A 26,242-nucleotide genomic window follows, 5' to 3' on the forward strand; every position below is an offset into this window, starting at 1 on the left:
GACGTGATGTCTCTTTTTTTATACTTATTTTTTATTCCAAATAAAAGAAGTGTGGGAATCACCCACACCAAATATTATAGAACCCTTTTTTTATTCCAATAGTAAATTAAAATATTTCCTTTAAAGAAATGTTATGCTGATTCCATACAACGCTACTTTCTAAATCATGAATTATTTTAGTTCTAAATTTACCATTAAAATTATTACTATAAACGATAATCTCCTTTTTGTTAATGTCTACAATCCAATAGTTTTCAACTCCACATTTTTCATAAACATCTAACTTAATCCCTAGATCTCTATGTTGAGTAGCCTTACTTAATACTTCAATGACTAGCTTTGGAACGCCAATATAAATAGATTTATCAAATTTATCATCACAACAAATCATAATATCCGGCTCAAATTGGTATTTTTCATCTTTATTTTCAAATTTAACAGCAACATCAGATGTAAACACATTACATTTACTAGATTCAGATAAGGCATTCATTAATTGTAAAAATATCTTGTTTTGAACAATATTATGCATTGGATGGGTTGGTGACATACAAATGATTTGTCCATCATAATATTCCATCTTCCCATAATCATTAATACAATCAGAAAAACTTAAAAATTCCTCATATGATATATAATCATAATCAAGAGCTATCATTAAACTTTCACCTCTTTTATATTCCTATCGTTTCTTATTTTTAAAGTAATTTTCTAATTTTTTAATTGCACTATCATTAAATAAGTAAGTACGTTTTCCTGAATCTCTAAATTCAAAATCACTTAATTTACCATCACAATACAGTTCTTTTGCAATCTTCAAACAATGTTGGGGTGAAATATCTAATTTATTTGCTACTTCAACAGTAGTATATACTTTTCTAACATCCATAGTTTATAAGTCCTTTCTTTTTTATTTCTTAATCATTATACAATATTCACTAAAGAATATCAATAAACGTATTTAAAGATCTAAATACATAAAAAATAAATCTATAAATATTTTTTACAATTTCACTTATCCACATCAATCCTAAGTTACCAAGAAGCCTTTTCTAAGGCATACTTCCTCCTACAAAGCGTTAGAAAAATAAAAAAAGAACACTTTTCTGTTCTAAGTCTATACTCTGATACTCTTCTTTAAATACTCTTTCGATTATTCAAAATGTCTTGATCGTTCGTTGCCCTTATCTTGACACGCTATCCCTCTGCATTATCGCAACAATACATTTTACGTCCTTTAATATCTCTATGTAAATTTTGTACGTTCTAGCGTTGATATATCAGCTCCACCTTTCGGTCGAACCTACCTTTTTGTTGATTTCTCAACCTTGAATCCCTATATTTTTGTGCCACTAGCTTTTATACGCCTAGTATTAACGTAATGTGGGTTACAGGCACTCTATATCTCTAAAGGTTTACACCACGACATAGGATTTAAAGTCTATCATACGACTAAAGTTTGAGGTTGTTTAGGTCAAACTTATAAAAACACCACCCACTAATCACGACTAGACTTCCGTAGAGTTATGCTTTGGCTCCAGTTCACCACACGTTGCTATTCCTGTGCTTGTACTCGTCACACACTCATCAGCTTATTTAGTTATTTATTAGATTAATCTCTTTGATTTTCATGGATTTCCACAAAAAAAGTCCTTTCAATCACTAGGATCAAAAGGACTTCTATGGTCTATTTCATGATTTATTACACTACTATTACTAAATGCAAACTTTTTTATCATTTCACATACAAAAAAACTTGCAAAAATAACGTAAAAACAATACTTTTATGCTTGTAAAACACGTTAAAAAAGAGTATAATAAAGACATGAGGTGAGCTTCTTATAAATTACTTAGTTTGGCGACTGGAGATTTATTAAGAAGTCCTTTTTTTTATCTCATTAATTTATATTAAATTGTAAATTGATTATCTAATTAGTAAGTTTTGCTATCTGTTGATAACAACTTAATTAAAACTATAACCCTATTTTTAAAATTTAGCAAGTGAAAAATAAATTTTTTGTGCATAAATAATCATTTTTTGTGCATAAATAATCACTTTTTGCATATATTAATCATTTTGAGTATTAAAAAAGAGCCTAATCGGCTCTCTTTTAATCTCCAATGCTATACATGTGTACCCTACCAACCATTTACCAGTATATCATATTTTCTAAAATAATATCTTATCTTTTATTGTAGATTATTGTCAATTTGATAAAGTTGTGTTATGCTTTCTAAGAATTAGTGAGTTTAAAACTTGCTAGTTTGATCTCTCTATTTTTTTATATTTTCGACATTAAAATATAAAAACTCTAGGACTTTCTCTCCCTAGAGTTTTTATTTATCCATTTTTTAGAGTTATTGATTAAAAATATGTTATAATTTGCTATAAACATAAGACTAGGGGGATCATTATGCAACCAAATAAAATCAAAGGAAAACATATTAAAGTTAATGAACAAGGAAAAAAATACTTATATCCTAAAGAATATATTTGGCATATTCCTAAAGATATGCGAAAAAAAATCGAAGTTGGAGATAAAGTCGAAGTCATTGGTAGTAAGGATTTAGTGAGAGTAATAGATTTATTTTTTGCTGACGAACCTAAAAATCATCAAGCAATCTATCGTATTGTAAAAAAACGAAAATTATCATTTAGCGAACAGTTACAGAATTTCCGAAAAAAGAAGAAACTAACGCAAATTGAATTAGGGCAATTATTAGGTGTTTCTCGCGCTACCATCACTGGTTGGGAACGTGGGAAATCTCTCCCTCAAAAAAGATACCATGCTAAAATTGAAGAAACATTAAATATTACGCTGTGTTAGACAATTTTGTTGATAAGTTGAATTATCGCTCACAATCGCACCATCCTTTCTTTTTTCAAAAAACTCTAATATCGCTAGCGCTTGCCAGTACTTCAAATTTTCAAGCGGAATATCATTATCAATAATCTTTTTCAAATATCGCTCGCTAACACCCGTCTCTTTAGACAGGCGGTAACGAGTTACATTATAGACATTTAACTCACTTTCTAACCAATTCATATTACACTCCTTACATTCCGAAAACTTTCTTATAAACATCTTCGCAATCTTCGTCGTATACGTTCAAAAGTTCGTAACCATCCGATGTTTCCCATAAATTTTCAATCTCATCTTGAGTAAAATCTTCACTAGGACTCAACACTAACCCCATTTCTTGTAGTTGTTCTAAGTGATACGCTCCTCGTAATTCACTAGCTAAGAAAAATCTGTTGATTTTAGTTTTGTTATTATACATATTTATCATCCTTTCGTTTTTATCATTCCCTTACTACACTCTTATTATACTGAACAACGTTCAGTATTTCAATATCTTTTTTAATTTTGGCTCTGTTAGATAAAAATGTTGTTATTGGATATTTTTTTACTTGAAGTAGATAAAGTTCTTAAAAACGATATTTGATAATCGTTGATATCAAGTAGTTCTTTAGCAACAAGATTGTCTAACACAACTAAATATTAAAGTATCTGACTATTTGGACACTAAAAAATAATATGCTATAATACTTAGATGTGACGTGGTACAAGCATGTTGACCTCCATATTAGATAGATGGTTAAACACTTAAACCCCCAAGTATTACTTGGGGGTTTTTGCAATTCTATTCTTTTTCATGTATAATAATGACCGTAGTCATAGATATGGTGCGACTTTTAATCTCGCTCTCAAAAGCGAGGTGATCTCATGAACGCTCTATTAACATTTGTATTATTAGTAGTTAATTTGGCTAATGGAATTTTTCAATTAGTCAAAAATGTTCGTGACAACAAAAAAAAGTAAAAGCACCTGTCCGACCAAGACATTAGGTGCTTTTATTGAGTAACAATACTATTCAATGAGAGCCAAAAGTCGCATGGACAATCTATGGCTCTTTTTTATACTATGTAGCTTATGATTTTATTATAACTATTTTTTTATTATTTTTCAAGCTAATACCCTTTTTTAATAAATTCCATCGGATACCTTTGACTACCTACTCCACTAATCCAGTATAAGATTTGTGGAGTTTTTTTGATCACTGCATTTTTAATCGAGATTACCTTTTCTTCATCTTTTCTCTTTTCCATGCTATCACCACTGATAGTATGTGATAAATTAAGGTCGATTATGAGTTATTTATCAGCTTCATTTCATACTCTTTTAACAACTTATCTAATGTAGGTCGAGAAATATTTAATTGTCTTGCCATTTCCGCTTTGCTAATCATTCTAATACGATATTTCTCATAATATTCATCTAAATTATCTATTTTAATCTTCTTTCGTCCTTTATATTTTCCTTTAGCTTTGGCTAAAGCAATTCCCTCACGTTGACGTTCTAATAAATTAGCACGTTCAAACTCATAGATCGCCCCAATCATAGTTAGCATAAGTTTTCCCATTGGGGTGCTGCTATCAATATGCTCTTTATCACTTACTAGATTAACCTCTTTTTGATTCAGATACTCTACAATCTCTAATAAGTCTTTCGTATTTCTCGCTAAACGTGATAAATCATGAACAATGACGCTATCTCCATCTCGAACATAATCTAACATTTCTTGTAATTTAGGTCGATCTTTATCTTTAGCACTCATTTTCTCTATGAACACTTTTTCAACTTCATACTTTTTCATAGTAACAAGCTGACGTTCCTCATTCTGATCTAAACTACTAACTCTAACATAACCAATTTTCATTTTATCTCCTTAAATAATAACTATTACTATTAATTATAAAATAGAATTAAATATAACTTTACAAAGTGTAAATTAATTAAATTCAAAGTCTATTTTAACATATTTGTACCAGGAGAAAAAATGTAAAATTAGAGTGTACTTTAAATTTGTATAACAAAAAAGTAAGACTAATTTTTAGCCTTACTCCTGTCTTAATTTCTCTACTTCTTCAAGAGATAGTCCTGTTGATTTTGAAATCAATTTATTATCTAATCCATTTTGGATTAAATTTTTTGCAATTTCTATTTTTTCTAGTTTTGCTCCCTGTTCAATCCCTTTAACCATTCCTTTTTCTTCTGCATAGGCTAAAGTACTGACTTCATTTAATCTTGACTCTCTACGTTTTTCGTACTGTTCTCCTTCTTTACGATCTTCGCTTAATCGAACCAATTGGGCTTTTGCCTCTTTTATTTCAATCTCAACTTTTTCTAATTCTTGCACCAACTCACTATCAGGCTGATTAATAAAATATAACCATGCTTCTAACTTGCTTTTCACATCTTCTACACGTTGAACATCTTGCATTTTCTTTAACTCAATAAAATGTAACTCCATCACATTTGTTAATTCTTCATTTGTATGGCAGCCTTTTAGACGATAGACACTATGAAATTTAGAATGATTTAATAAATTAAAGTCCAATAAATTAATACAACTCGTTCGTGATAGTTTCTGATAATTCTCTCCACTCTCTAGTTGTCACTCATATAACTTGCTCCAATAATATAAACTACGCTTAATCATGTTGTATTCGTCTTTAAGTTGAATTTCAATATTAATATACTCTCCTTTATTCGTGATAGCTTTCATATCTAATCGACTATATTTATCTTCTAAATGATTTTTTTCAATCGTTGTATCTTTTAACTCCACTGATTGAATCGGATCAATCGGATTTAAAACTGCATTTAAGAATGAAATCAACACATTAGGGGGCTTTTCATTTCCAAAGATACGTTTAAAAACAAAATCCATTTTTGGTGGTAATAATGCGACTGGCATTATCTATCAACCTTTCTCTTTATCACTTTCTCTTATTATACTACGTTCTAAATCAGATAACATAAACTAATCTTAGATTCTGTAAAATTAGAATCATTTCATCAGATATTTACCAAAAGATAAAATGTAATGTGCCTCTAATTTAGTCGTTACCTCTTCTCCACATTTAACATCTTATATTTTCTTTAACTCAATAAACTAATCCATATAATTTTTGTTACTCCTTTTTTCGCCTTTAAATTACATTTTTTTGCAAATAGTATGTGTTATATTATTAACTATTAGGGGGAAAATTAAATCTTTCATACTAAACATTAATTTCTAAAATAACATAATTACGGCATTTACTAGAATAAAATATATATACTTAAAAAAAGCTATTTTAGTTTTAAATTCTTGATTTTTATGCTGCGATTCTAAATCATTATAGAGAATAATTGGATTGTCAATACTAAACTAAACAACTTTTTTAAGGGTATTTTTTGAATAATAAAGTTTAAACTGATTGATTTCATTATTTATTAAACACAACTCAAGCTAACAGATAATCTTTTTCTAAGTAATTAAGACTAGATCTTTATCCCACCATATTGATCTAACCTTCCAAATAAGTTTCCTTAATTCATTCAAGGAATTTTGATTTCTATACTTCTCTTTATAATCAGCATTATACTTAGATTGATATAGATTATTAAGAACTTACTAAGTTACTTGATATCATCTTCTTGATGATATTGATTAATAAACTGGCATAATTCATATCGGTTCATTTTATCCAAAATATAATTATCCTTTTTTTAAGATTTTATTATCTCCCTATAGAAGTAATACTTGCTGCTTTATATATTTGTTGTTCTAGTATCAGCCATTGAGCACATAGGAGAAGTTTGCCTAATCCATTTACAGTTAATAATTCTGATACACTCTATTCGAAATTAACTTATTGGAATGCACATCTAGTTTTATAAAGTTCAACAACTATAACTTTGAATTCAGTATTATATCTCTTCATATAGATACATCTATTTATTAAGTATATTACTTCGAATTAACTTGACTGTGCTCATAAAACTATACTAGCACCACTACATTTAAATTTTTTGATATTTTTTAGGAGGTAACAATGAATAAATATAAATTAGACAATTTCAATATAACTAGCAAACAAAAAGTTGAGTTAAATTGCTTAACCAATTTGTCATTATTACTCAATAATGACATAAACACTAAAGTACTTATGCAAGTATTAGATAATTCTAATAGTAGTCAAATGCCTCTGGTAATTTCAACTGCAAATAAGAATTGTGGATTGATAGAATCAAAACTTAAAGATAATGACCTACAATACTTTATATTTTTCTAATTAAAGAATATATGTTATTAGTATCATATAGAATGGCTATTTCCAAGACTTATGGAATTTAAAATCCAAAAATATCCTATTTTCAATGAAATTTATTTACATAAAATGTATTTTATGTTATTATTTTCAATAAAGGAAGGGGGTGTCTTTCATGACAATCGAACAAATCATTTTAGACTTTGAAATATCTGAATTAGTTCATCGTTGCTAATATATTAAAAAATGGGCTTCTTACTATAAGAAGTCCATTTTTTTAAGAAAAGGGAGAGATTATAATGACAATCTTTAGATTTAAAGATCATGTATCCATAATTAGGGAAGATGGGTATATATATATTATTGATAAAAATGTTTTGAAAATTTCTATTAATGATGGAATAGAGCAGGTTATAAATCAATACAAACAAGGGTGTAACCCAGAAATTGCTAAAGACTTTATTAGTATAGAAGATGCATTAATATTACATAATACTCTGCAAAATAATAATCTAATATTACCAGTCTGGGATAATAACTATGAAAATACTTTTTTAGAAAAACAGTTATATTATTTAGAACAGTTTTCTGATAATCCTAATGATGCTCAAACAAAATTAGATAAAGCAACAGTTGGAATTATAGGGCTTGGTGGAGTTGGTTCTATAGTTTTACAAAACTTAGTAGGAGCTGGAATTAAAAATTTTGTTCTAATAGATTTCGATAATGTATCTATGCATAATTTAAATAGACAATTTATTTTTAATACTAGCTCTATAGGATCTCATAAAATCACGGAATCTTCAAAATATGCTAAAAGCATAAATAAGGATTGTAACATCATATGCTTTAATGCAAAGATAAATGAATTAAGCGATTTTACACTTCTAAAAAATATAAAATTAGATATTATAGTTAACGCTGCAGATACCCCCTACAATATTGCCGAAATAACATATAATTACGCAAAAGAAAATAAAATTCCTTTTATTACAGCTGGTGTTGGAATTAGTAGTGGATTCTGGGGACCACTATTTAATTCTGAATCATATAATATGAATATAAATATGACACAAAAACATATTAATCGTGATCCCATAAAAGGCTCATTAGGTGCAACTAATAATATTATTTCTTCATTTATGACGTATGATATTATTAAATTTTTAATTGGTGAACCCCCTAAATCATTAGGAAAAAAAATAATAATTGAATTTGACAGTCTAAATATTAAAGAAAAAAACTACATTGACAATGAGGAAAAAGCAAATGAATAGATTACGACGTCAATTAGCTTTTAAAGATGAGATAATAATTGAAATAGATAGTATTCCTTCTGACTTAAACCCTTTGAATACATATGATTATACCAGCAGATTTATATGTAGTGCCTTATATGAACCATTGGAAAACAACATTAATTGCACTATCACAACTAAAGAGAATATTTTTTTCTCTATAGAATTACATTCTAGTTACATCGGAAATGCTCAGCAATTACTTAATTGCTTTTTATATCACCTCAATTTTAAAAATAAAAGTATTTATATAAGATCATTGCTAATAATTAAAGGAGTTGCAGACTACATTAAAGGCTTAAAAAGCATTAACGAAATTGGCATCAAGGTTTTAAATGATAGAAAACTTATTATTGAATTAGAAAAAGAATCATTTTTTTTCTCCCATATCATACAAAGTATCTATATTTTACCTGTAGAAGAAGATATGGCTGTTCAAAATGGTCCTTACAAATTAAATATGTTAACTAGCGAAGAAGTTAAATTAATTTATAATCCTAATTACTATAGTAGAAAGACTAAAAATTATATTAAAAATTTAACTTTTAAGCTGAATAATAACCCTAATGACAGTATTAATTTATATAAAAATTATAAAATAGATGTTAGCTGTCACACTCAATTTTTACATACTAATGCACATTATATGCAATATTCTGATTTTAAAGAAATAAATTCTCCTATGATGTTTACTCTATTTGTCAATAACACTAAACTTAGAAATTTAATAAATAAAAATATTTGTAGAAAGGATATAGCTAATAATTTAAAAAATATTATTATTCCCCTATATACTTTAACTGGAGATGCAACATTTGAAAGAGCTTTGAAAAAACACTCAAATGATTTACAATTAATAGAAGATACTCGTGATTTAAAAATAATTTATGCAGATTATTATCCTAATTCAATCATAATGGATAATATTATTTATTTACTTAAGCAGTATGGATATACTTGTTCAGTCAAAATAATCAAAGATTTCAGAGATTATATCAAAATTAATACGAAAGAATATGATATATCTTTACATCTTTTCTTTCCACTCTATCATCATTATTCTAGCTATGTTTCATCATTTTTAACTAATATAAATGATATGTCAGAAAAAATGAATATTTTAAATTTTCTAAATGCAAATGATATATCTAATTTAAACATTTATTTACAATATACGGATAATTACATACCCCTGTTCTTAGGAAAAAGTCTATATATTAAAGATTCTAATATTAATGGTTTTCAATTAAAAGATAATGGTTATCTATGTGTCAAAAATTTAGAATATGCTAATAGATAATTAAATTCTATTACTTTTCTTCATATATTTACAGGAGGTATCACATGAAAAATAATAAAAAATTACTTATTATCGGTTTCTTTGGAAATTTATTTTTCGAGAGAGGTATTTGGGTTATCTACTTATTAAGCATCGGATTTAATATGTTTGAAGTTAGTATTTTACAAGCGATTCTAAACATCACTATGTTTTTAACGGAAATTCCAACAGGATACATCTCTGATAAATTAGGAAGAAAAAAAGGGCTATTATTAGGGCATTCATTTATAGCACTATACCTAGTAATATTTTTAATATTTCATGATTTTTGGATATTATCACTTGCCTATATACTGTATGGAATCGGATTAACCTTTATTTCAGGAACAGATCAAGCGTATTTATATGACTCACTAAAATATGATAATAGCGAACAGTTATATGGGAAATCTATAGCTATATATAATTCAACAATAATTGTTGCACTATCTTTAGCGATGTTTATAGGTGGATATATTCAATTAATATCATGGAATTATATATTCTTATTAGGGCTATTCTGTCAACTAATTACAATCATCATTATAACGAGACTTAAAGAAATTCCTCTTATAGAAACTGAAGATAGTTCTAACTCTAATTCAGAATCATCTACTAGTTTTGCTTCTGAAATGAAAAAATTTATAGAATTAAATTCTGGATTTAAATTTTTAATATTATCAATATCTACTTTCTTTGCGACTACATCTATATTTTATATGTTTGGTCAAGAGATACTTCAAAATTCTGGAATACCTATTCATCATATATCATCTTTATTTGCTGGAATAGCTATTATTCAAGCAACGTTATCTATCTTTTCTTATAAACTAGAGGATAAATATTCTTCTAAAAAAGTTTTAATTTTTACCTTTGGTTTTATTGGATTACTTTATTTATTTATGCTTATTAATCATCCAATTATCATTATTTTCGCATTCATATTAATAAATTCTTTATACGATTTAGTAGATCCTATTTCAAGTAAAATTATTAATAATGAAATTCCCTCGAAAATGAGAGCAACAATATTATCTTTGATTAACCTTATTACCTCATTAATAATGTTTATTGGCTCTTTATTAATTGGCTATCTCTCTTCTTTTATAAATTCATTAGTATTATTTTCTATTATAGGATTATTAACAATAATATTATCAACTACTACACTTACTATTTTTTATAAAAGTAAGTCATCTACAGAAAAGGTGTTGGGTCTTAACTATGATTAATATACATAATATAACAAAGAATATTAATGGAGAAAGTCTTATAGTTAGTTCTTCTTTTTCTATTAATTATAATGAAAAAATAGCTTTAACCGGACCTAATGGATCAGGAAAATCAACTTTACTCAAAATCATAGCACAAATTGATTTTCCTGACAGTGGTGATATTTCTATAAACAGCGGATATACAGTAGGTATAATGAATCAGATTCCAGATATAAACCTTAATATGAGTACGTATGACATTTTAAAAAAAGCTTTTACTGAAATAGAATTAATAAGTAACAAATTAAGAGAGTTAGAATCTCAAATGAGTATACCTAATGCGAAAAATAATATAGATTTATTATTAAATACATATGGTAAATTATTAGAACGATTTGAATCTATTGGAGGATATCAAGTCGATTCAACTATACAGTTTGTCACAAATGGATTAGGAATCAATCATTTATTAGATATTTCATTTGATTCTCTAAGCGGAGGAGAAAGAACTAAAGTAGAATTAGCAAAGCAACTAATTACTAAACCTGATATCTTATTATTAGATGAACCCACTAATCACTTAGATATATATTCAATCGAGTGGTTAGAATTATTTATTAAAAATTATAAAGGAACTGTTTTATTTGTTTCTCATGACAAAACATTTTTAGAGAACGTAGCCCAGAAAGTTTTAGATATTGAAAATAAGAAAGTAACTCTCTGGCCATATAATTATAAAAATTTTTTAAAAGAAAAAGAAAAATTTTTGTTAGCTGAATTTGAGCGATTTAAAAATCAACAAAAAAAAATTAAAAAAATGAAAGCAGCTATTAAACAATTAAGAGAATGGGCAAATCAATCAATACCTCCTTCAGAAGCACTACATAGACGAGCATCAAGTATGGAGAAAGCACTAGATAGAATAGTACTAATCCCAAAACCTCAACTTGAAAAGAATTCAATTCGTAGTAGCTTTCAAGAATCCCAATATATCTCACAAGACATAGTATCTATTGAAAATGGATCGAAATATATAGGTAATAATGTATTAATTGATAATATTAATATATTAATTCGAAATGGAGAAAAAGTAGGGATAGTAGGAAGAAATGGTGTAGGCAAATCTACTCTAATAAAATGCATTTTGGGGAAAGAAATGTTAGATTTAGGAGTATTAAGAATAGGTGACAATTTAAAAATTGGTTATATTGCTCAATCTCTAGTTAATACACCTAAAAAAACAACTGTGTTAAATGCTTTTAGAGAAGAAATAAACGTAGATGAATCGCAGGCACGAAATATATTAGCGAAATATCTTTTTTATGGATCTGATGTATATAAACTAGTAAATAACCTATCTGGTGGAGAACGTATGCGATTAAGGTTAGCACAACTAATGCAACAACCACTTAATATACTTATATTAGATGAGCCTACTAATCATTTAGATATCGAAACACAAGAGTTACTTGAAAAATGTATTGAAAACTTTTCAGGTACTATACTGTGTGTGTCACATAATCGCTCATTACTTAATAAATTTGAAACTATATTATGGATAAAAAATAAACAAATCTATTCACTTATTGGTCCCTATAATTACGCTCGAGAAAAAATATTAGAAATAGAAAAAAGCAACAGTTAAATAGTCACATTAACTGTTGCTTTTTTAAGAACGAAGCCATTGGAAAAAATTCACTTTGACTCTTCATTTCTTCCACACTCATTTTTTTGATTAAATTTATATATATTTTTCTTAATATATCCTCATCTTCTTTGGAAATATATGGAAGGTTAATTATTTTTCTATAATAAAAGTAATTTTCTAATAAAATTTCTAAACAAAGATCTTCTAATAAAAGTTTTATAGATTCTACTTCATAGATACACTCATTTTTATACCTTACTTGTTCTTCAATTTTTAATCTCAATTGTGATTTATATAAAGTAGGGTTATCAATTTTCTCAAAACCAGAAGAAACATGAAACGGCATATATAGTCCTAAAGCTGTTCGAGATTCTAGATAATGATATTCAAGTTGTGGGGGATTTAAAAGTAATTTTGTCAATCCAATTCCTCTATATGCTGGATGAATAATAATACGAATATTTATTTTTAAATTTTCGTTAACTTCCTTAAAAAAGGGGAGTATATTATACTGGCTTGAATATGGTGAAATAAATACACTAACTCCAATACAAATACCATCTTTTTTAATTACAAAATACTCAGGATTATAATTATCATAATTAAAATCTTCAAAATAATGGTACTTTTTTAATTCCTCATAATCCCTATGTGTTCCTTTAGTAACACTAATTTCTTTAATACCAGCTACAGAGGCTTTTTCAACATGCTTATTTAATATATTTTTATGTGTGCCATTAAGATCTAAAATAATAAGTTGTTTAGGTGATAGAGCTTCTATTAAATCATCATGCGGAGTTGCTACAACCAATTTGATTCTCATTTTTCTGCATAATCTTTGTAAATTGTAAGCGACTACTTGTGCAGTTTGCCTATCAAGATTGGATAGAAACTCATCAATAACTATTATACTAGGTTTTTTCTCTATCGCTTTAGCTAATTTAAACCGAAACTTTTGGCCATCAGATAATTCTTGGTATGTTCTTAAATAAATATACGCCTCACTTAGCCCAACAACTCCTAAAATATTTAAAGCTTCTTCAAAAGAAGATCCAATTATATTAATTATTGGTGTATTTAACCTTCCCGGTTCCATTAAAGTAGTTACTTCATTATTAGAAATATACTGATTAATTATATAAGATTTACCTGATCCACTAAAACCAGTGATATATGTTATATCATCAGGAATAATCTCAATATCTCTGTCATAAAAATTATGAGGTAATCCATTCTTTATTCCGAATGACTTTTGAACTAGTAATTCTCTTTCATTATATATACTTTCCATTCTACTATTCCCCTATTCTAAATACTTATTACAATAATAAATTATATACTACGCTTCAATTATTGTAAATATTTCCATTTGTCACACCCTGTTTTCTTATAATAAAAAATGAAATTTAATCTCTCCTTTATTTACTTGCATTCATTATCTTTAATTGGCATTACCCACAACTCAAATATTGCTTTTACTATGTTATGAAACTACTATCATTATCGCTATCAACATTATTTATTTAGATTTTATTCGTACTATATTTTTCATATCAATAACAGTAAGAAAAACAGAAAAGATAGTAACTTTGTATGCTGTAATAATTATATCATCCTATAATCTGCTCTTCCTAATCTCAATTAAACGAACCTTTATTTGCATATTAATTATATCATTTATTAGAAATGAAAAACCGTCACCTTTACACACTTTTTTAAAAACCTTTATTTGCATACTTTTTCATGTATAATAATGAATTTAGAGGCATAAGAGTAATAAAAAAGTAAAAGAGCAATACTAAATATAGTGTTGCTCTTTTCTTATTTCTTTCACTTCTTCAAGAGATAGTCCTGTTTTTAATGAAATTGTTTCATCATCTAAAACATCTAATAATTTTTTTGCAATTTCTATTTTTTCTATTTTTGCTCCCTGTTCAATCCCTTTAACCATTCCTTTTTCTTCTGCATAGGCTAAAGCACTGATTTCATTTAATCTTGACTCTCTACGTTTTTCGTATCGTTCTCTTTCTTTACGATCTCCACTTAATCGAACCAATTCAGCCTTTGCCTCTTTTATTTCAATCTCAACTTTTTCTAATTCTTGCACCAACTCACTATCAGGCTGATTAATAAAATATAACCATGCTTCTAACTTGCTTTTTACATCTTCTACACGTTGAACATCTTTCATTTTCTTTAACTCAATAAAATGTAACTCCATCACATCCGTTAATTCTTCATTGGTACGACAATCCTTTAAACGATAAACACTATGAAAGTTAGAATGATTTAATAAATGAAAGTCCAGTAAATTAATACAAATCGTTCGTGATAGTTTCTGATAATTCTCTCCACTCTCTAGTTGTCCCTCATATAACTTGCTCCAATAATATAAACTACGCTTAATCATGTTGTATTCGTCTTTAAGTTGAATTTCAATATTAATATGCTCCCCTTTATTGGTGATTGCTTTCACATCTAATCGACTATATTTATCTTCTAAATGATTTTTTTCAATCGTTGTATCTTTTAACTCCACTGATTCAATCAGATCAATCGGATTTAAAACCGCATTTAAGAATGAAATCAACACATTAGGGTGCTTTTCATTTCCAAAGATACGTTTAAAAACAAAATCCATCTTTGGTGGTAATAACGCTACTGTCATAAGCTATCAAGCCTCTCTTCTTATTCATTTCTTTTATTATACTACGTTATGAATCATCTAACGTAAAATAGTCGTCAATTCAGTAAAATTAGAATTACTTCATCTAATGTTTACAAAAATATAAGCTTGATTGTACTTTAATTTTACACAATAAAAAAGTAAGACTAATTTCTAATCTTACTCATTTTTCAATTATTGTCCTATCAAATTATAAACCATAAGAAAAGAGCAAAACTACTCTCTAGTTTTGCTCTTTTCTTATTTCTTTCACTTCTTTAATAGATAATCCTGTTGACTTTGAAATTAGCTCATTATCTAATCCATTTTGAATTAATTTTTTTGCGATTTCTATTTTTTCGTTTTTTGCTCCTTGTTCAATTCCTTGTTTAATTCCTTGTTTAATTCCCTTTTCTTCTGCATATGACAAGGCACTAATTTCATTTAATCTTGATTCTCTACGTTTTTCGTATCTTTCTCTTTCTTTACGATCTCCACTTAATCGAATCAATTCAGCCTTTGCCTCTTTTATTTCAACCTCAACTTTTTCTAATTCTTGCACTAACTCACTATCTGGCTGATTAATAAAATATAACCATGCTTCTAACTTAGTCTTCACTTCTTCTACACGATTCACATCTTTCATTTTCTTCAACTCAATAAAGTGTAACTCCATCACATCTGTTAATTCTTCATTTGTTTCACAATCTTTCAAACGATAAACACTATGAAATTTATCATGATTTAATAAATTAAAGTCCAATAAATTAATACAGATCGTTCTTGATAGTTTCTGATAGTTTTCTCCATTTTCAAGTTGCCCTTCATATAACTTACTCCAATAATATAAGCTACGCTTAATCATGTTGTATTCATCTTTTAGCTGAATTTCAATATTAATATGTTCACCTTTATTAGTGATAGCTTTCACGTCTAATCGACTATATTTATCTTCTAAATGACTTTTCTCAATGGTCGTATCTTTCAACCTAACTGATTTAATCGGATCAACTGGATTTAAGACTGCATTTAAAAATGAAATCAACACATTCGGATGATTTTCATTCCCAAAAATACGTTTAAAAACAAAATCCATCTTGGGTGGTAATAACGCTACTGTCATAAGCTATCAAACCTCTCTTTTTATTCATTTCTTTTATTATACTACGTTATAAATCATCTAACGTAAAATAATCCTAGATTCAGTAAAATTAGAATCATTTCATCAGATAGTGTCTTTTTTTTCGCCTATTTTTAGTATTAGACGATTAACTCGTGATTTGATTATAACACACTTATATTATATGTAGCAATTTAACATTTTTTTAAAATATAATTTAATATACTTAATAATTATTTTTTTATGATTAAATGTATAAATTATCTATATATATTAATATTTTTTAGTTATATTTAAGCATCATTATTTAACGATTATATATAGCGATTTGATACATATTTAAAATATATCTTATAGTTATTTAATCATCATTTTTTATGGTTATATGTAGCGATTTGATACATATTTAAAATATATTTTATAGTTATTTAATCATCATTTTTTTATGGTTATATGTAGCGATTTGATACATGTTTCAAATTCATTTTATAGTTATTTAATCATCATTTTTTTGGTTATATATAATTTCAACTCACTTCCCTAACGCTAATAATCTAGCATTTTTTTTATTGATTTTAGGTATAATTGATTCGTCACTATTCCCTAATTTACTTGGTTCTTTAAGGATTTTATAGACCTTGAAATTCCCATCAAGCCTTATAACTCCAACCCTCTGATCACGATTTAAAGCATAATAACAAACGTCATAATCGTTACTGGCAATATAAAGGTAATCACAATAATTTAGATATTTTTCTAGTTTAGAATCTCTATCTAAATCCCCTAGTGAAGCTTTTGCTTCAACAATAATAATCTCATTATTATCATTATATGCGACCACATCAAATTGAAAATCTTCATGTGATAATTCAATCGTACCAATCCAATTTTCTTTGTATAAATACTTCAAAATTCCTTGCTCAATGTTCGTATGTGTTAATGTATCTTTTGATGTAAATTCATTCATTAATTCTCGTTGCTCAAAGTAATTTTTAACTGCTAATTTTCCCTTATTTTTAAGCGATTTTTTCAACTCTGATAACTCTTTTTCTAATTCAGCTAATTTCAGTTCATATTCTTTTCTAATTGGTGATAACTGACGTTTAACAGTCGTATATTGGAGCGATTTAATATGATGAGCGTTACTTCCATCTTCATAATAATTATTTCGGCTCATAGTATTTATCGTTAGATCGATAAACTTCTCCATATCTATAATGTAATTTCTACCATACTCCCACAGGATTACTTTTTCTTTTCTCATTTTCCCCCATGTAGACTTAGATACTAACTTATTAAGTACGTATCGTCCATCATATAGACCAATTAGGTTTAGATACCCTCTAAAGGCTTTAGGATTTGTTTTTTGTAGTGCCTTAACTGGTTTAAATTCCATTTCTAAAATAGCTTGTTTAGTGTCTAAATCGTTTAGTTTCTCTTGATAATATTCAATTTTACTTTCAATAGCATTAATTTGGACTTGGGCTGATTTTAAAAAATACTCTTTCTGCTCTTTAATATCAACTATCTCCTTAACTAAATCTTCTAAAGCATTACGAGTAGTCTTATCATTGAGTGTATCAATTACATCTAATAACAACTCTTTATCATTTTTAATAGGTGATAAGGCTCGTATGTTATTTCCTATGCCGTTTAGTTTAGCTAATTGCTCTTGATTAAGTCCTAAAGCAGCTATCTGTTTAAATAGTTTATTTGATACCGATATTTGCCTAACAGTATTATAATTAACGTCCAAATCATTACTGATTTGTTTCAACGATACTCCATCTTCTATCAACTGGATCACTTTATCTCTCATAATTTACCTCACTCTCAAAAATAGCATTAATGATCTGCTCACATGCTTCCTTAGTCAAATTGAAATAATTAATCCAAAATTTTGTGTTAACTAAAAATCTTTTAAAATTAAGTGTTTCCTCGGACACACACTTATTATAGCATATTTTCTGTATGTTTCCTCGGACACATTAATCAATAAAAAAAGGCACATAATTGTGCCTTTCTAGTGAAAATCTTTCTCTCTTTTTGAAAATACATATTTCCATTTTTCAATTTGTTCTTCCGTTAAACTTCCATCTTCAATTTGAGAAGTAACAAGCATTGGTCCACAGATAATATCGTATAAATTTCTATCACGATCAATAATTAGCCTATTTGGTTTTAACTCTAAAAATTTACCATCTTCATTACAAACAATTGCTACATCATGATAATAAATAACTTGAATATAGCCACCAACTAAACTTTGTAATTCTGCTAAATCTCCTTTTATATCTTTTACCACTGGTTCACTATCATTACCTTCAATATAAATTACTTTCATACCTTATTCCTACTTTCTTTATCAACTTAATTATATTATAACTCACTCACTCACTCGTTTCAAGCATAAAATATTAATATTTGCATTTTTTTAAAAATAAAAAAAAGTTAATTAGCTGACTACTAATTAACCCTCTGCTTTTTCTATCTCCCAATGCCACTCTATCCTAGAAAGCATATATTCAAATACTTGTTCATTAATAAAATTCTCTTTTTCTATCTCACTCATTCCCTCAAAATCACTCTCATAAAATTCTAAATAATCTTTAGATTCAGACCTAACATATCCAGTATGCACTTCTACTTTAACAACTATCTTTCTACCACTTTTCGCAACTGACTGACATGGATCGCCTAAAACCTTATAGAACTTATTCCACGTTTCTTTTGATCCAAAACGCTGACCTTGTTCAATATTTCTAATAGCATTTATTGAAATTCCAGTTTCTAATGATAAATCTTTTTGAGTAAGTTTCATTTTTTTTCTCGTCTTAATTAACCATTGTCTTAACTGCTCTCGTTCCAGGTTAGTCTTATTCACTGTAACACCTCATTATATTTTAGATATGCTTATTATATACCTCACTCACTCACACGTCAATAAACTAAAATAGAAAAATAAAGACAAAATTCAGAAGAATTGTGTCTAAAGCTTATTACAAAATCTTTCTAGTTATTTGCTAAAACTCTCACTATACTAGTAATTTTGTTTTTTCAATTTTTTATGTAGCAAAACGCTACATAAAAACTATATTTTTTTTATTTTTTATGTAGTATTTTACTACATCTATAATATATTTTTTTATTTATATATATTTTTTTTATAATTATTTTTCATTTAAAGTGATATAATAAATATATCCAAAAACATTTATATAAAATGAGGTGTGATTTTGAAACTAACAGAACAAATAGAAATTAACAAAGATGTAATCGACTACATAAATTCTTTAACTAAAACTGGAAAATCACTTGCAAATATCATTAAGTCTGAAAAAGGAGATATTGATAAAAATTCACTTGAAAAGTTAAGAAAAAATTATTCAAGAAAAATATCAAAAGCAGGATATAGATATAACAGCGATCTTGCTATGTACCAACCTAAAGATTCATCAGCTAACACTAATACTCCTAATAAAGTGGATGGCTCTAAAGATTCATCAGCTAACACTAATACTCCTAATAAAGTAGATGGCTCTAAAGAAAAGCAAGATAGACCTCGTAAACGTGTAACTAAAAAAGAAAAAGAATTAGAAAAGACACTAAAAGAAAATCCATTATATTTTGAAACTCAAACGTATAAGATTCTTGAAAATATAGATCAAATATACAATGATCTCGAAAACGGTTCAGTTCAACTCTCTGTTTTGACTTATCCATCACTATTAAAAGAGTTTAAAAAATTAGAAAAACGTTTTGGCTATATCGGGGGACACTACACCCAAAGTTGTGCTATCTTATCTTGTTATAACAGAATTAATCAATTAAAAGGATCAACTTTATTGCATGAATATTTGAATTTGATTTCTACTGATTTAAAGTATGAAAAAAAGAAACAGATTACAATACGAACATCTAAAATGATGGATACGACTAAAAAACTGTTAGAATATGAGTTTCCATTCTTAAGTAAAGGGGACGTTATTGGATTCTGTTTCTTCGCTTTTTTAAAGTGTTATGAAAAGACATGGGAGTAGCAACAATAAACAAATAAAGATTCAAACACTCAATAGACAATAAAAGACATTATCAGCCGATAATGTCTTTTATTATATAAAGATACAACTCCCCCATTATAATTGCTATTAACGGAATTACTTTGTTAATAGCATATGATTTTAGAACTTTTCATTATGAATAGAGCCTAAAAAATATTTCGTAAAAATTCGCATTTTTGCCCCTCACCTCTCCCCCACTATATATTTTTTTGCAAAAAATTAACCGCTTGCGTATCTTTTTTGTATAATCAACAAATAAAATACGTTAATTATACGTATTTTATTTGTATATTTGATGTATTTTAATTGTATTTATAACATTAAAAAAACATCAAATATGCAATACTTTTTCGCATATAATGAGTATTTGCAACGTATAATATGAGAAAAAATGATGTGTTTTTTACATCAATTTTACGTTAAACTCTTGTATTCCCAAATTTTATTCTGTATAATATAGTTATAAAGTCGAATTAAAGAATTGGAGAGATATAAAATGTGCAATTTAGAACAAATCGCTTTAGATTTAGCAAATGGATTTATAAAGGTAGCTAACAAAGAAACACTTTGTTATGAAAATAAATTACGAAGAATCAGACATAATGAGTTTTCAGTTCTAACTCAATTTAACGAAACTATCTATACGTTTGAAGGAAATCAATACGTTCTTGATCCTGTTGGTGAAATTACAAGTGGAGGACGTAATAATTCACGTTATGGATCGGATCAATATTTATTAGAGTGTTTAATTGCAATTTCAAAAGTAACAGATAAAGTCGATATTTCATTGACGATTGGACTTCCTTGTAAAGATCATGGAAATGATACTATTAAAAAGAATATTGTAGATAAACTGGTAGGAAGTCATATTCTTAAAATTAAAAAGAATGATTCAGAAGTTGCTCGTGTGCTTGAGATAAAAGATGTAACAATCCTTTGTGAGCCTGTCGGAACGTTATTAGACTTAATTGTTGATGAAAACTTACATATCGTTCCCGAATTAGAAGAGAGTAAATTTTTAATTGTAGATATTGGACATGGTACAATGGATATAATCGAAACAAATGGACTACATATCACCAACAAAGATCATGCTAATATTGGAGGAATGACACTTGTTCAAGACTATTTAGAGCGAATTAATGCTAAATATAGTGATACTGGGAAAGTGTTTAAAGAATCTGATGTTACAATTATTCCTAAAAATAAAATCAATAGATATAACGAAGAATGGGATTTTTCACAAGAACTAACAAACTCAAAAAAACATATAGCAAATGAAATCACATCTATTATTAGTCAAAAAGGATATGCTTATGAAAATTATGATTTAGTAGTTTTTACTGGTGGTTGTTGCCTTCAAATCAACGATTATCTAGCAGTACCATCAAATGGTGTTATTCATGAAAATTGCCAAACTGCTAACGTTAATGGTTATAAAAAATATGCACACATCATGAAAGGATAAAATACTTATGGCAAAAGAAATTAAATTTCCTAAAAGACAAAACGTTACTTTTTACGAAAGAGATAAAGAATTGTATCATCAAATATTAAAATTAGCTGATAAAGATGGTCGCTCGGTAGAGGCCTATATAAGACACTTACTACATTCAGTTGTTCCAACAAAGTTAGAGCAAGGTAGCGTACCATCATTCTCAAATCAAGAAGAATCATCTACAATTCAAGAACCTACCACTAACTCTAATAATGGAGCGTCTGCAACAAGAGAAAAATTACTCGGTAAGTTGAATAATTAACGAAAAAAAAAGGATACTGCGGTAACAGTATCCTTTAAAAATCAAATCTACAAGAGATATGTGATTTTATATTAGCAATTTAATTTTATCATATCTCTTTATAATCTGTAAAGAAAAAAGGAGAAATGAAAATTATGTTATTACAATCTACTATTTATGCTATCGGACTATCTAGCATGGGATATGCTTTTTATCAATCTTTTAAATATAATAAGAAATTAAATCTAGCAATCGGAGTTAATTACTGCGATTTAAGTGATCTAAATAAAAAACAGATTATTGATTTTGTTGAAAATGAAGTGAAGTTTGCTCTAAAAAATGGACAAGAATCATTCATCTTAACTTACGATCAACTCGACTTAGATCAATTTGACTACGGTGTAGATGTAGAATTATATGATTTATTTGATAAAGCTAATTCACCATTATTTAAAAAAATTGATATATTTGAAAATCATATTCATTGTTATTTATCAGATGTTGCAAAAGCAACGTCTTTTTTTATAACGCTGTGTTAGACAATTTTGTTGATAAGTTGAATAGGCCCCCCAAAAATAAAATCATAATGATGGCTATAAAACATCTTATAGCGCGAAAAAACGCATAACGAAAGCACGTTGATGGTTATCAACGTGCTTTTTAATTTATTTAACGTGTAAAGTTAATTTTTTTTCACTATATAAGATAGATTCCAACTCTTGAATTGAAGTTTTAACGTTAAAAGATGCGCTTAAAACATCATTTACATAGTCAATTAATGATTTGCTATCGTTTGATTTGAATACAACTTCATTCGCTTCATTCTTAATCACAAATAATTCTTTTTGCATTAAATATCACTCACTTTCTTATCTTTAATTTTACCATATGTGCTTCTAATTATTAATTCAAAACACCTTATCCAAATAAGGATTACGGTGTTTTTAGTTGCAATGAAACTTTTCTATATTACTAAAATGATATGACCATATTGTAACACAAAAAATCCCCTTGTTCCTATTGGATCAAGGGGATTTTTTGATAACCGTATGTTTTTATTAACTACTATCTATTATACCAATTTTTAAAAATAAAAAAAGACCTTATAGAAAATATTCTATAAGGCATTAGTATATTATTTAAGTAGGTTTTCAATGGAATACTTAGCATTATAACATAACCCTTGCTAATAAAAAAGATAGGAAATAACCCATCTTTTTTTATTAGCAACAATCACGTTTATGTAACTACTAGGAAAAGCACAACTTTATCCTGACAAAGTTCGACAAAAAAGGCAATAAAAAAAGAGGTTGTAGATTAGGTCTACAACCTCTTTTCATTATAACTTAATAGCTTTTTTTATAGAAATACATCATGCATTACACTAAATAGTTTATCATATTTTTAAAATTATATCATTCAATTTGATAGATTAAATTCAGCATATAAATTTGTCATTTCCTCTTTATATCTCATAATCAATTCCCATTTTTTATATGATGGGTGAGGAAGATACTTTATATCACATTTTAATTCCATATCTTCAATTATCTTTTTAAAATAATATTCAGCAAAACTACCACAAACAATTATCATCTTACCATCACTATTAAAGTGTATGTTCTCCATTCTTTCTTTAAAATCTTTTAAAACTAAACACTCAAACTCATTAATATTCTCGTTGTCACGATTAGTAACAGCTTTAGGATTATCACGAACTACATTCAAATCTTCTATTGAATCAGAATATTCAATCGCAAATTCATCAATTTTTTGTAATGGTACACGAGAAACATTTAAAACAGAAATATTACTTATTTCCTTTTTATCCAGTAACGTCCCCAACGCTTCATCACCAAACCCCAATACGTTACTAATAGATTTTCCACTTGATCCAGCAACTACATATTGATTCTTCAATTCTTCTTTATGTGGTGATTCCACAATAAAAATATATTTTGAATCTTTATATAAAAACTCTTTCACATCACCTTTATACTTAGTAAAATACTCAATATATTTATTGTCATTGGTACTCATTATTTCATTACCTCACTATCTTTCAATATTACTAAATCTATTAATTTTTCTATTCTCTCTTTGATTCTGTCTACTAACCATTTCAGCATATTCTTTAACTTCTTTAATCTTATCAATCTTACTATTAATTGCTTTATATTCTCGTTTCAATGGTTGTAACTTACTATTAATGTCTTGTAGAGAATCTTTAACTTTTGATAAATCTGTATTCGGATCAATGTTATATCTTGATAAAACATTCAATGAACCCTCTGCAAGATTAATCTCTCCAATATGACGATCATAGAATTTCTGCTTATTGAATCGTAACTTGATTTTTTGATATTTGTCATAAACTTCTTTATGCTCTTGATAGGTCGCAAGTTCTTTATAAACCGTACTCAATTCATTATACTTAACTTCTAACTGCTTAATATTATCTTTAACTTGATTTCCATTTTTCCAAATATCTTTAATTTTCTGATCAAAGTCTGACATAGTTTTAATATTTTCTTGTCTGATAAATAATAGCTGATTAGCCAATGTCTTAACATCTTGAATCTTTTGTTTACGTGCTTGATAGAATAAACGCTTTTCAAAGTTAATCGTCTGATCTGTCTTAGTATCTTTAACATGATGTTTCTGACGTTTAAATAAATTTGATAGAATCGGCTTATCATGAATCGTAACCTTTTGTGTAGATTGCTCCTGTAACGTATTTAAAGGCTCTCCTAAACGTTCTTTAATACGTTGAGGGGTATAATCCTCACCCAATGTATCTCCCCTCATAAAACGTTTAGCATGAGGTAATTTGAAAGACCATTGTTTGCCCTCCTTAAACTCAATCTTTTGTTCAGTTAGATTCACTTTAAATTCATCAATCGTTTTAGATTTTGAAATAATCGTATCTAATATTTGTTTCAACTGTTCTCGTAATCCAGTCGGCTTAGTATACGGTTGAGTTTTATTTTGATAACGATTCTTTGTATTTGTTCCTCGTTGAATATTAGATGGAGTTAATCCATTCTCAATACATAACTGATTACTAATTGATTTAATCTCTGCTATCGTTTTATAAGGAATCGTTTTTAATTTATTTAAAGTTTTATGAGAGTAGGCATTAATCACAATATGGTTATGAAGATGATCTGTGTCTGTATGAGTAGATACAACGAACTCATAATCACCTTTTGTAAATTGTTCAGCTAATTTTTTTCCAATCTCATGAGCTAACTCTGGACTAACTTTATCCTTTAGATTAAAACTTTGAATTAAGTGATAAGCTAAATTTTCTTTTCCTCCAACTTTACTATAATCACCTTTCGCACGTTTAGAATTTTCAATCGTCATTTCAAATTCCAAATCAGCAAATTCCGGTGTCACCTCATGTCCATAAACTAAATTTTTTGCACCGACTTTTTCTTCTTGGAGAATATAGTCCATGACTTTTTTCACAGTTGCTTTAATTGCTTTCATCTTTACATATGCCATGACTTACCCTCCTTAAAAATTTAAACCTCTTATGATTGTTTAATTTTATTCGTATTACGGACCAATTCTCTGACTAATCGAATAATCGTGTCTTGACCGTTTTTTATTTCTTTTAAATCACTCTCATAAACTCGGTGATTAGAATTAATCCCTTTAGCAATCTGATTAATGTTATTTCCGATACGAGATACTTCTGACATTAACTGCTTTAAGTCTTTATCATCTGCCGACTGTAAGTTAATTACATATCCATCTATTAACATCTTTCTAGCGTAATTCTCAAATTTTTTAAACCCTAACTTTTCACTATTATTCAATATCATTTCTTTTTCTTTTTCTGTAACCCTAAACATCATCTGTTTAGGTCTTGTACGATTTTTCATCATTCAAACTCCTATCTTTAAAAAACTAGGGGATTGGGGGAACCCCAAAAAGTGAACAAAAGTGAAAATCTGCGATTTTCATTTTGTCGAAAGTGGCTAGCCACTTTCAATTCTCGCTATTCTACTGCTTTCCCTATTTCCTCCCTATCTTACCACCCTTATTTTTAAATTTCAATTTATTTTA

General features: G+C 27.6%; 26 protein-coding genes and 1 pseudogene. 10 read left to right on the plus strand and 17 right to left on the minus strand.

The genetic code is table 11. From position 1 onward, the window contains the following. Positions 1 to 106: 106 nt before the first annotated feature. Positions 107 to 658, minus strand: coding sequence for a Uma2 family endonuclease (locus NEH75_RS00040; protein ID WP_155062392.1), 552 nt, complete (start codon positions 656 to 658; stop codon positions 107 to 109). 24 nt (positions 659 to 682) lie between these two features. Next, a complete protein-coding gene (locus NEH75_RS00045) occupies positions 683 to 889 on the minus strand; it encodes a hypothetical protein (protein ID WP_155062393.1) in 207 nt (68 codons plus the stop codon). Between the two features lie 1,525 nt (positions 890 to 2,414). On the opposite strand from NEH75_RS00045, the gene NEH75_RS00050 reads away from it, so the two are divergent. Next, positions 2,415 to 2,828 (plus strand): DUF5839 family protein, encoded by a 414-nt coding sequence (locus NEH75_RS00050; protein ID WP_151922523.1) that lies wholly within the window; start codon positions 2,415 to 2,417, stop codon positions 2,826 to 2,828. On the opposite strand, the gene NEH75_RS00055 is transcribed toward NEH75_RS00050, so the two are convergent. The 5 genes and pseudogenes from NEH75_RS00055 to NEH75_RS00075 form a co-directional block, all read right to left on the minus strand. After that, the gene (locus tag NEH75_RS00055) at positions 2,808 to 3,047 is read right to left on the minus strand and encodes a hypothetical protein (protein ID WP_128446248.1); all 240 of its coding nucleotides are present in this window, start codon (positions 3,045 to 3,047) and stop codon (positions 2,808 to 2,810) included. The two genes, NEH75_RS00050 and NEH75_RS00055, sit on opposite strands and share 21 nt — an antisense overlap. Before the next feature lie 10 nt (positions 3,048 to 3,057). Next, complete coding sequence (locus tag NEH75_RS00060; protein WP_128446249.1) at positions 3,058 to 3,282, minus strand: hypothetical protein; 225 nt, start codon at positions 3,280 to 3,282, stop codon at positions 3,058 to 3,060. Positions 3,283 to 3,973: 691 nt separating this feature from the next. After that, positions 3,974 to 4,111, minus strand: a complete 138-nt coding sequence (locus NEH75_RS00065; RefSeq protein WP_155062394.1) for a hypothetical protein — start codon at positions 4,109 to 4,111, stop codon at positions 3,974 to 3,976. A 38-nt stretch (positions 4,112 to 4,149) separates the two neighbouring features. Beyond that, a complete protein-coding gene (locus tag NEH75_RS00070; protein ID WP_128446265.1) occupies positions 4,150 to 4,722 on the minus strand; it encodes a recombinase family protein in 573 nt (190 codons plus the stop codon). A 180-nt stretch (positions 4,723 to 4,902) separates the two neighbouring features. Beyond that, positions 4,903 to 5,763 (minus strand): annotated as a pseudogene (locus NEH75_RS00075) (Rpn family recombination-promoting nuclease/putative transposase). Between the two features lie 1,123 nt (positions 5,764 to 6,886). On the opposite strand from NEH75_RS00075, the gene NEH75_RS00080 reads away from it, so the two are divergent. The 5 genes from NEH75_RS00080 (at position 6,887) to abc-f (ending at position 12,577) form a co-directional block, all read left to right on the plus strand. Next, positions 6,887 to 7,126 carry a hypothetical protein gene (locus NEH75_RS00080; RefSeq protein WP_155062449.1) on the plus strand — a complete coding sequence of 80 codons (240 nt, stop codon included), beginning with the start codon at positions 6,887 to 6,889 and terminating at the stop codon, positions 7,124 to 7,126. Between the two features lie 275 nt (positions 7,127 to 7,401). Then, entirely contained in the window at positions 7,402 to 8,379 is a 978-nt protein-coding gene (locus tag NEH75_RS00085) for a ThiF family adenylyltransferase (protein WP_155062450.1), read from the plus strand. Next, the gene (locus NEH75_RS00090; RefSeq protein ID WP_262941176.1) at positions 8,372 to 9,700 is read left to right on the plus strand and encodes an ABC transporter substrate-binding protein; all 1,329 of its coding nucleotides are present in this window, start codon (positions 8,372 to 8,374) and stop codon (positions 9,698 to 9,700) included. The genes NEH75_RS00085 and NEH75_RS00090 overlap by 8 nt, the downstream gene beginning before the upstream one ends. Positions 9,701 to 9,744: 44 nt before the next feature. Continuing rightward, complete coding sequence (locus tag NEH75_RS00095) at positions 9,745 to 10,950, plus strand: MFS transporter (RefSeq protein WP_155062452.1); 1,206 nt, start codon at positions 9,745 to 9,747, stop codon at positions 10,948 to 10,950. Then, complete coding sequence (gene abc-f / locus NEH75_RS00100) at positions 10,943 to 12,577, plus strand: ribosomal protection-like ABC-F family protein (protein ID WP_155062453.1); 1,635 nt, start codon at positions 10,943 to 10,945, stop codon at positions 12,575 to 12,577. Before NEH75_RS00095 ends, abc-f begins: the two co-directional genes overlap by 8 nt. Positions 12,578 to 12,581: 4 nt before the next feature. Here the strand turns inward: abc-f and NEH75_RS00105 are convergent, their stop codons facing one another. The 6 genes from NEH75_RS00105 to NEH75_RS00130 all read right to left on the minus strand — a co-directional run bounded on the left by NEH75_RS00105 (position 12,582) and on the right by NEH75_RS00130 (position 19,249). Further along, complete coding sequence (locus NEH75_RS00105) at positions 12,582 to 13,871, minus strand: hypothetical protein (protein WP_155062454.1); 1,290 nt, start codon at positions 13,869 to 13,871, stop codon at positions 12,582 to 12,584. A 507-nt stretch (positions 13,872 to 14,378) separates the two neighbouring features. Beyond that, positions 14,379 to 15,248, minus strand: coding sequence for an Rpn family recombination-promoting nuclease/putative transposase (locus NEH75_RS00110; protein ID WP_262941175.1), 870 nt, complete (start codon positions 15,246 to 15,248; stop codon positions 14,379 to 14,381). Between the two features lie 241 nt (positions 15,249 to 15,489). Beyond that, a complete protein-coding gene (locus NEH75_RS00115) occupies positions 15,490 to 16,368 on the minus strand; it encodes an Rpn family recombination-promoting nuclease/putative transposase (protein WP_155062464.1) in 879 nt (292 codons plus the stop codon). 529 nt (positions 16,369 to 16,897) lie between these two features. Continuing rightward, positions 16,898 to 18,184: an MmcB family DNA repair protein gene (locus tag NEH75_RS00120; protein WP_128446224.1), complete on the minus strand. Its 1,287-nt coding sequence runs from the start codon at positions 18,182 to 18,184 to the stop codon at positions 16,898 to 16,900. Positions 18,185 to 18,388: 204 nt separating this feature from the next. Beyond that, complete coding sequence (locus tag NEH75_RS00125) at positions 18,389 to 18,709, minus strand: DUF3846 domain-containing protein (RefSeq protein WP_155062465.1); 321 nt, start codon at positions 18,707 to 18,709, stop codon at positions 18,389 to 18,391. A gap of 126 nt (positions 18,710 to 18,835) precedes the next feature. After that, entirely contained in the window at positions 18,836 to 19,249 is a 414-nt protein-coding gene (locus tag NEH75_RS00130) for a helix-turn-helix transcriptional regulator (RefSeq protein ID WP_155062466.1), read from the minus strand. A gap of 352 nt (positions 19,250 to 19,601) precedes the next feature. Between NEH75_RS00130 and NEH75_RS00135 the strand changes: the two genes are divergently transcribed. The 4 genes from NEH75_RS00135 (at position 19,602) to NEH75_RS00150 (ending at position 22,704) form a co-directional block, all read left to right on the plus strand. Continuing rightward, positions 19,602 to 20,405 (plus strand): hypothetical protein, encoded by an 804-nt coding sequence (locus NEH75_RS00135; protein ID WP_155224849.1) that lies wholly within the window; start codon positions 19,602 to 19,604, stop codon positions 20,403 to 20,405. Positions 20,406 to 20,922: 517 nt separating this feature from the next. Then, on the plus strand, positions 20,923 to 21,894 hold the full coding sequence (locus tag NEH75_RS00140) for a ParM/StbA family protein (protein WP_155062367.1): 972 nt from the start codon (positions 20,923 to 20,925) through the stop codon (positions 21,892 to 21,894). Between the two features lie 7 nt (positions 21,895 to 21,901). Further along, positions 21,902 to 22,186, plus strand: a complete 285-nt coding sequence (locus NEH75_RS00145) for a hypothetical protein (protein ID WP_128446312.1) — start codon at positions 21,902 to 21,904, stop codon at positions 22,184 to 22,186. 134 nt (positions 22,187 to 22,320) lie between these two features. Beyond that, positions 22,321 to 22,704 carry a hypothetical protein gene (locus tag NEH75_RS00150; RefSeq protein ID WP_155090420.1) on the plus strand — a complete coding sequence of 128 codons (384 nt, stop codon included), beginning with the start codon at positions 22,321 to 22,323 and terminating at the stop codon, positions 22,702 to 22,704. A 126-nt stretch (positions 22,705 to 22,830) separates the two neighbouring features. Here the strand turns inward: NEH75_RS00150 and NEH75_RS00155 are convergent, their stop codons facing one another. From NEH75_RS00155 to NEH75_RS00170, 4 genes are all read right to left on the minus strand, one after another. Further along, positions 22,831 to 23,016 carry a hypothetical protein gene (locus tag NEH75_RS00155; RefSeq protein WP_155062369.1) on the minus strand — a complete coding sequence of 62 codons (186 nt, stop codon included), beginning with the start codon at positions 23,014 to 23,016 and terminating at the stop codon, positions 22,831 to 22,833. A gap of 568 nt (positions 23,017 to 23,584) precedes the next feature. Continuing rightward, the gene (locus NEH75_RS00160) at positions 23,585 to 24,205 is read right to left on the minus strand and encodes a hypothetical protein (RefSeq protein WP_155062370.1); all 621 of its coding nucleotides are present in this window, start codon (positions 24,203 to 24,205) and stop codon (positions 23,585 to 23,587) included. A gap of 15 nt (positions 24,206 to 24,220) precedes the next feature. Further along, on the minus strand, positions 24,221 to 25,675 hold the full coding sequence (locus NEH75_RS00165; protein ID WP_155062371.1) for a relaxase/mobilization nuclease domain-containing protein: 1,455 nt from the start codon (positions 25,673 to 25,675) through the stop codon (positions 24,221 to 24,223). Between the two features lie 29 nt (positions 25,676 to 25,704). Then, positions 25,705 to 26,058 carry a plasmid mobilization protein gene (locus NEH75_RS00170; protein ID WP_164908062.1) on the minus strand — a complete coding sequence of 118 codons (354 nt, stop codon included), beginning with the start codon at positions 26,056 to 26,058 and terminating at the stop codon, positions 25,705 to 25,707. Positions 26,059 to 26,242: the final 184 nt, after the last annotated feature.

The organism is Turicibacter sp. T129 (assembly GCF_025594975.1).
Lineage (GTDB): Bacteria > Bacillota_I > Bacilli_A > MOL361 > Turicibacteraceae > Turicibacter > Turicibacter bilis.

Coding starts and splice junctions, on each gene's coding strand:
- NEH75_RS00055 (WP_128446248.1), bottom strand. CDS start 3,047: ATGAATTGGTTAGAAAGTGAGTTAAATGTCTATAATGTAACTCGTTAC.
- NEH75_RS00060 (WP_128446249.1), bottom strand. CDS start 3,282: ATGTATAATAACAAAACTAAAATCAACAGATTTTTCTTAGCTAGTGAA.
- NEH75_RS00105 (WP_155062454.1), bottom strand. CDS start 13,871: ATGGAAAGTATATATAATGAAAGAGAATTACTAGTTCAAAAGTCATTC.
- NEH75_RS00150 (WP_155090420.1), top strand. CDS start 22,321: ATGTTATTACAATCTACTATTTATGCTATCGGACTATCTAGCATGGGA.
- NEH75_RS00090 (WP_262941176.1), top strand. CDS start 8,372: ATGAATAGATTACGACGTCAATTAGCTTTTAAAGATGAGATAATAATT.
- NEH75_RS00040 (WP_155062392.1), bottom strand. CDS start 658: ATGATAGCTCTTGATTATGATTATATATCATATGAGGAATTTTTAAGT.
- NEH75_RS00165 (WP_155062371.1), bottom strand. CDS start 25,675: ATGGCATATGTAAAGATGAAAGCAATTAAAGCAACTGTGAAAAAAGTC.
- NEH75_RS00160 (WP_155062370.1), bottom strand. CDS start 24,205: ATGAGTACCAATGACAATAAATATATTGAGTATTTTACTAAGTATAAA.
- NEH75_RS00115 (WP_155062464.1), bottom strand. CDS start 16,368: ATGACAGTAGCGTTATTACCACCCAAGATGGATTTTGTTTTTAAACGT.
- NEH75_RS00045 (WP_155062393.1), bottom strand. CDS start 889: ATGGATGTTAGAAAAGTATATACTACTGTTGAAGTAGCAAATAAATTA.
- NEH75_RS00155 (WP_155062369.1), bottom strand. CDS start 23,016: ATGCAAAAAGAATTATTTGTGATTAAGAATGAAGCGAATGAAGTTGTA.
- NEH75_RS00120 (WP_128446224.1), bottom strand. CDS start 18,184: ATGAGAGATAAAGTGATCCAGTTGATAGAAGATGGAGTATCGTTGAAA.
- NEH75_RS00080 (WP_155062449.1), top strand. CDS start 6,887: ATGAATAAATATAAATTAGACAATTTCAATATAACTAGCAAACAAAAA.
- NEH75_RS00085 (WP_155062450.1), top strand. CDS start 7,402: ATGACAATCTTTAGATTTAAAGATCATGTATCCATAATTAGGGAAGAT.
- NEH75_RS00050 (WP_151922523.1), top strand. CDS start 2,415: ATGCAACCAAATAAAATCAAAGGAAAACATATTAAAGTTAATGAACAA.
- abc-f (WP_155062453.1), top strand. CDS start 10,943: ATGATTAATATACATAATATAACAAAGAATATTAATGGAGAAAGTCTT.
- NEH75_RS00070 (WP_128446265.1), bottom strand. CDS start 4,722: ATGAAAATTGGTTATGTTAGAGTTAGTAGTTTAGATCAGAATGAGGAA.
- NEH75_RS00170 (WP_164908062.1), bottom strand. CDS start 26,058: ATGAAAAATCGTACAAGACCTAAACAGATGATGTTTAGGGTTACAGAA.
- NEH75_RS00145 (WP_128446312.1), top strand. CDS start 21,902: ATGGCAAAAGAAATTAAATTTCCTAAAAGACAAAACGTTACTTTTTAC.
- NEH75_RS00110 (WP_262941175.1), bottom strand. CDS start 15,248: ATGACAGTAGCGTTATTACCACCAAAGATGGATTTTGTTTTTAAACGT.
- NEH75_RS00125 (WP_155062465.1), bottom strand. CDS start 18,709: ATGAAAGTAATTTATATTGAAGGTAATGATAGTGAACCAGTGGTAAAA.
- NEH75_RS00140 (WP_155062367.1), top strand. CDS start 20,923: ATGTGCAATTTAGAACAAATCGCTTTAGATTTAGCAAATGGATTTATA.
- NEH75_RS00095 (WP_155062452.1), top strand. CDS start 9,745: ATGAAAAATAATAAAAAATTACTTATTATCGGTTTCTTTGGAAATTTA.
- NEH75_RS00065 (WP_155062394.1), bottom strand. CDS start 4,111: ATGGAAAAGAGAAAAGATGAAGAAAAGGTAATCTCGATTAAAAATGCA.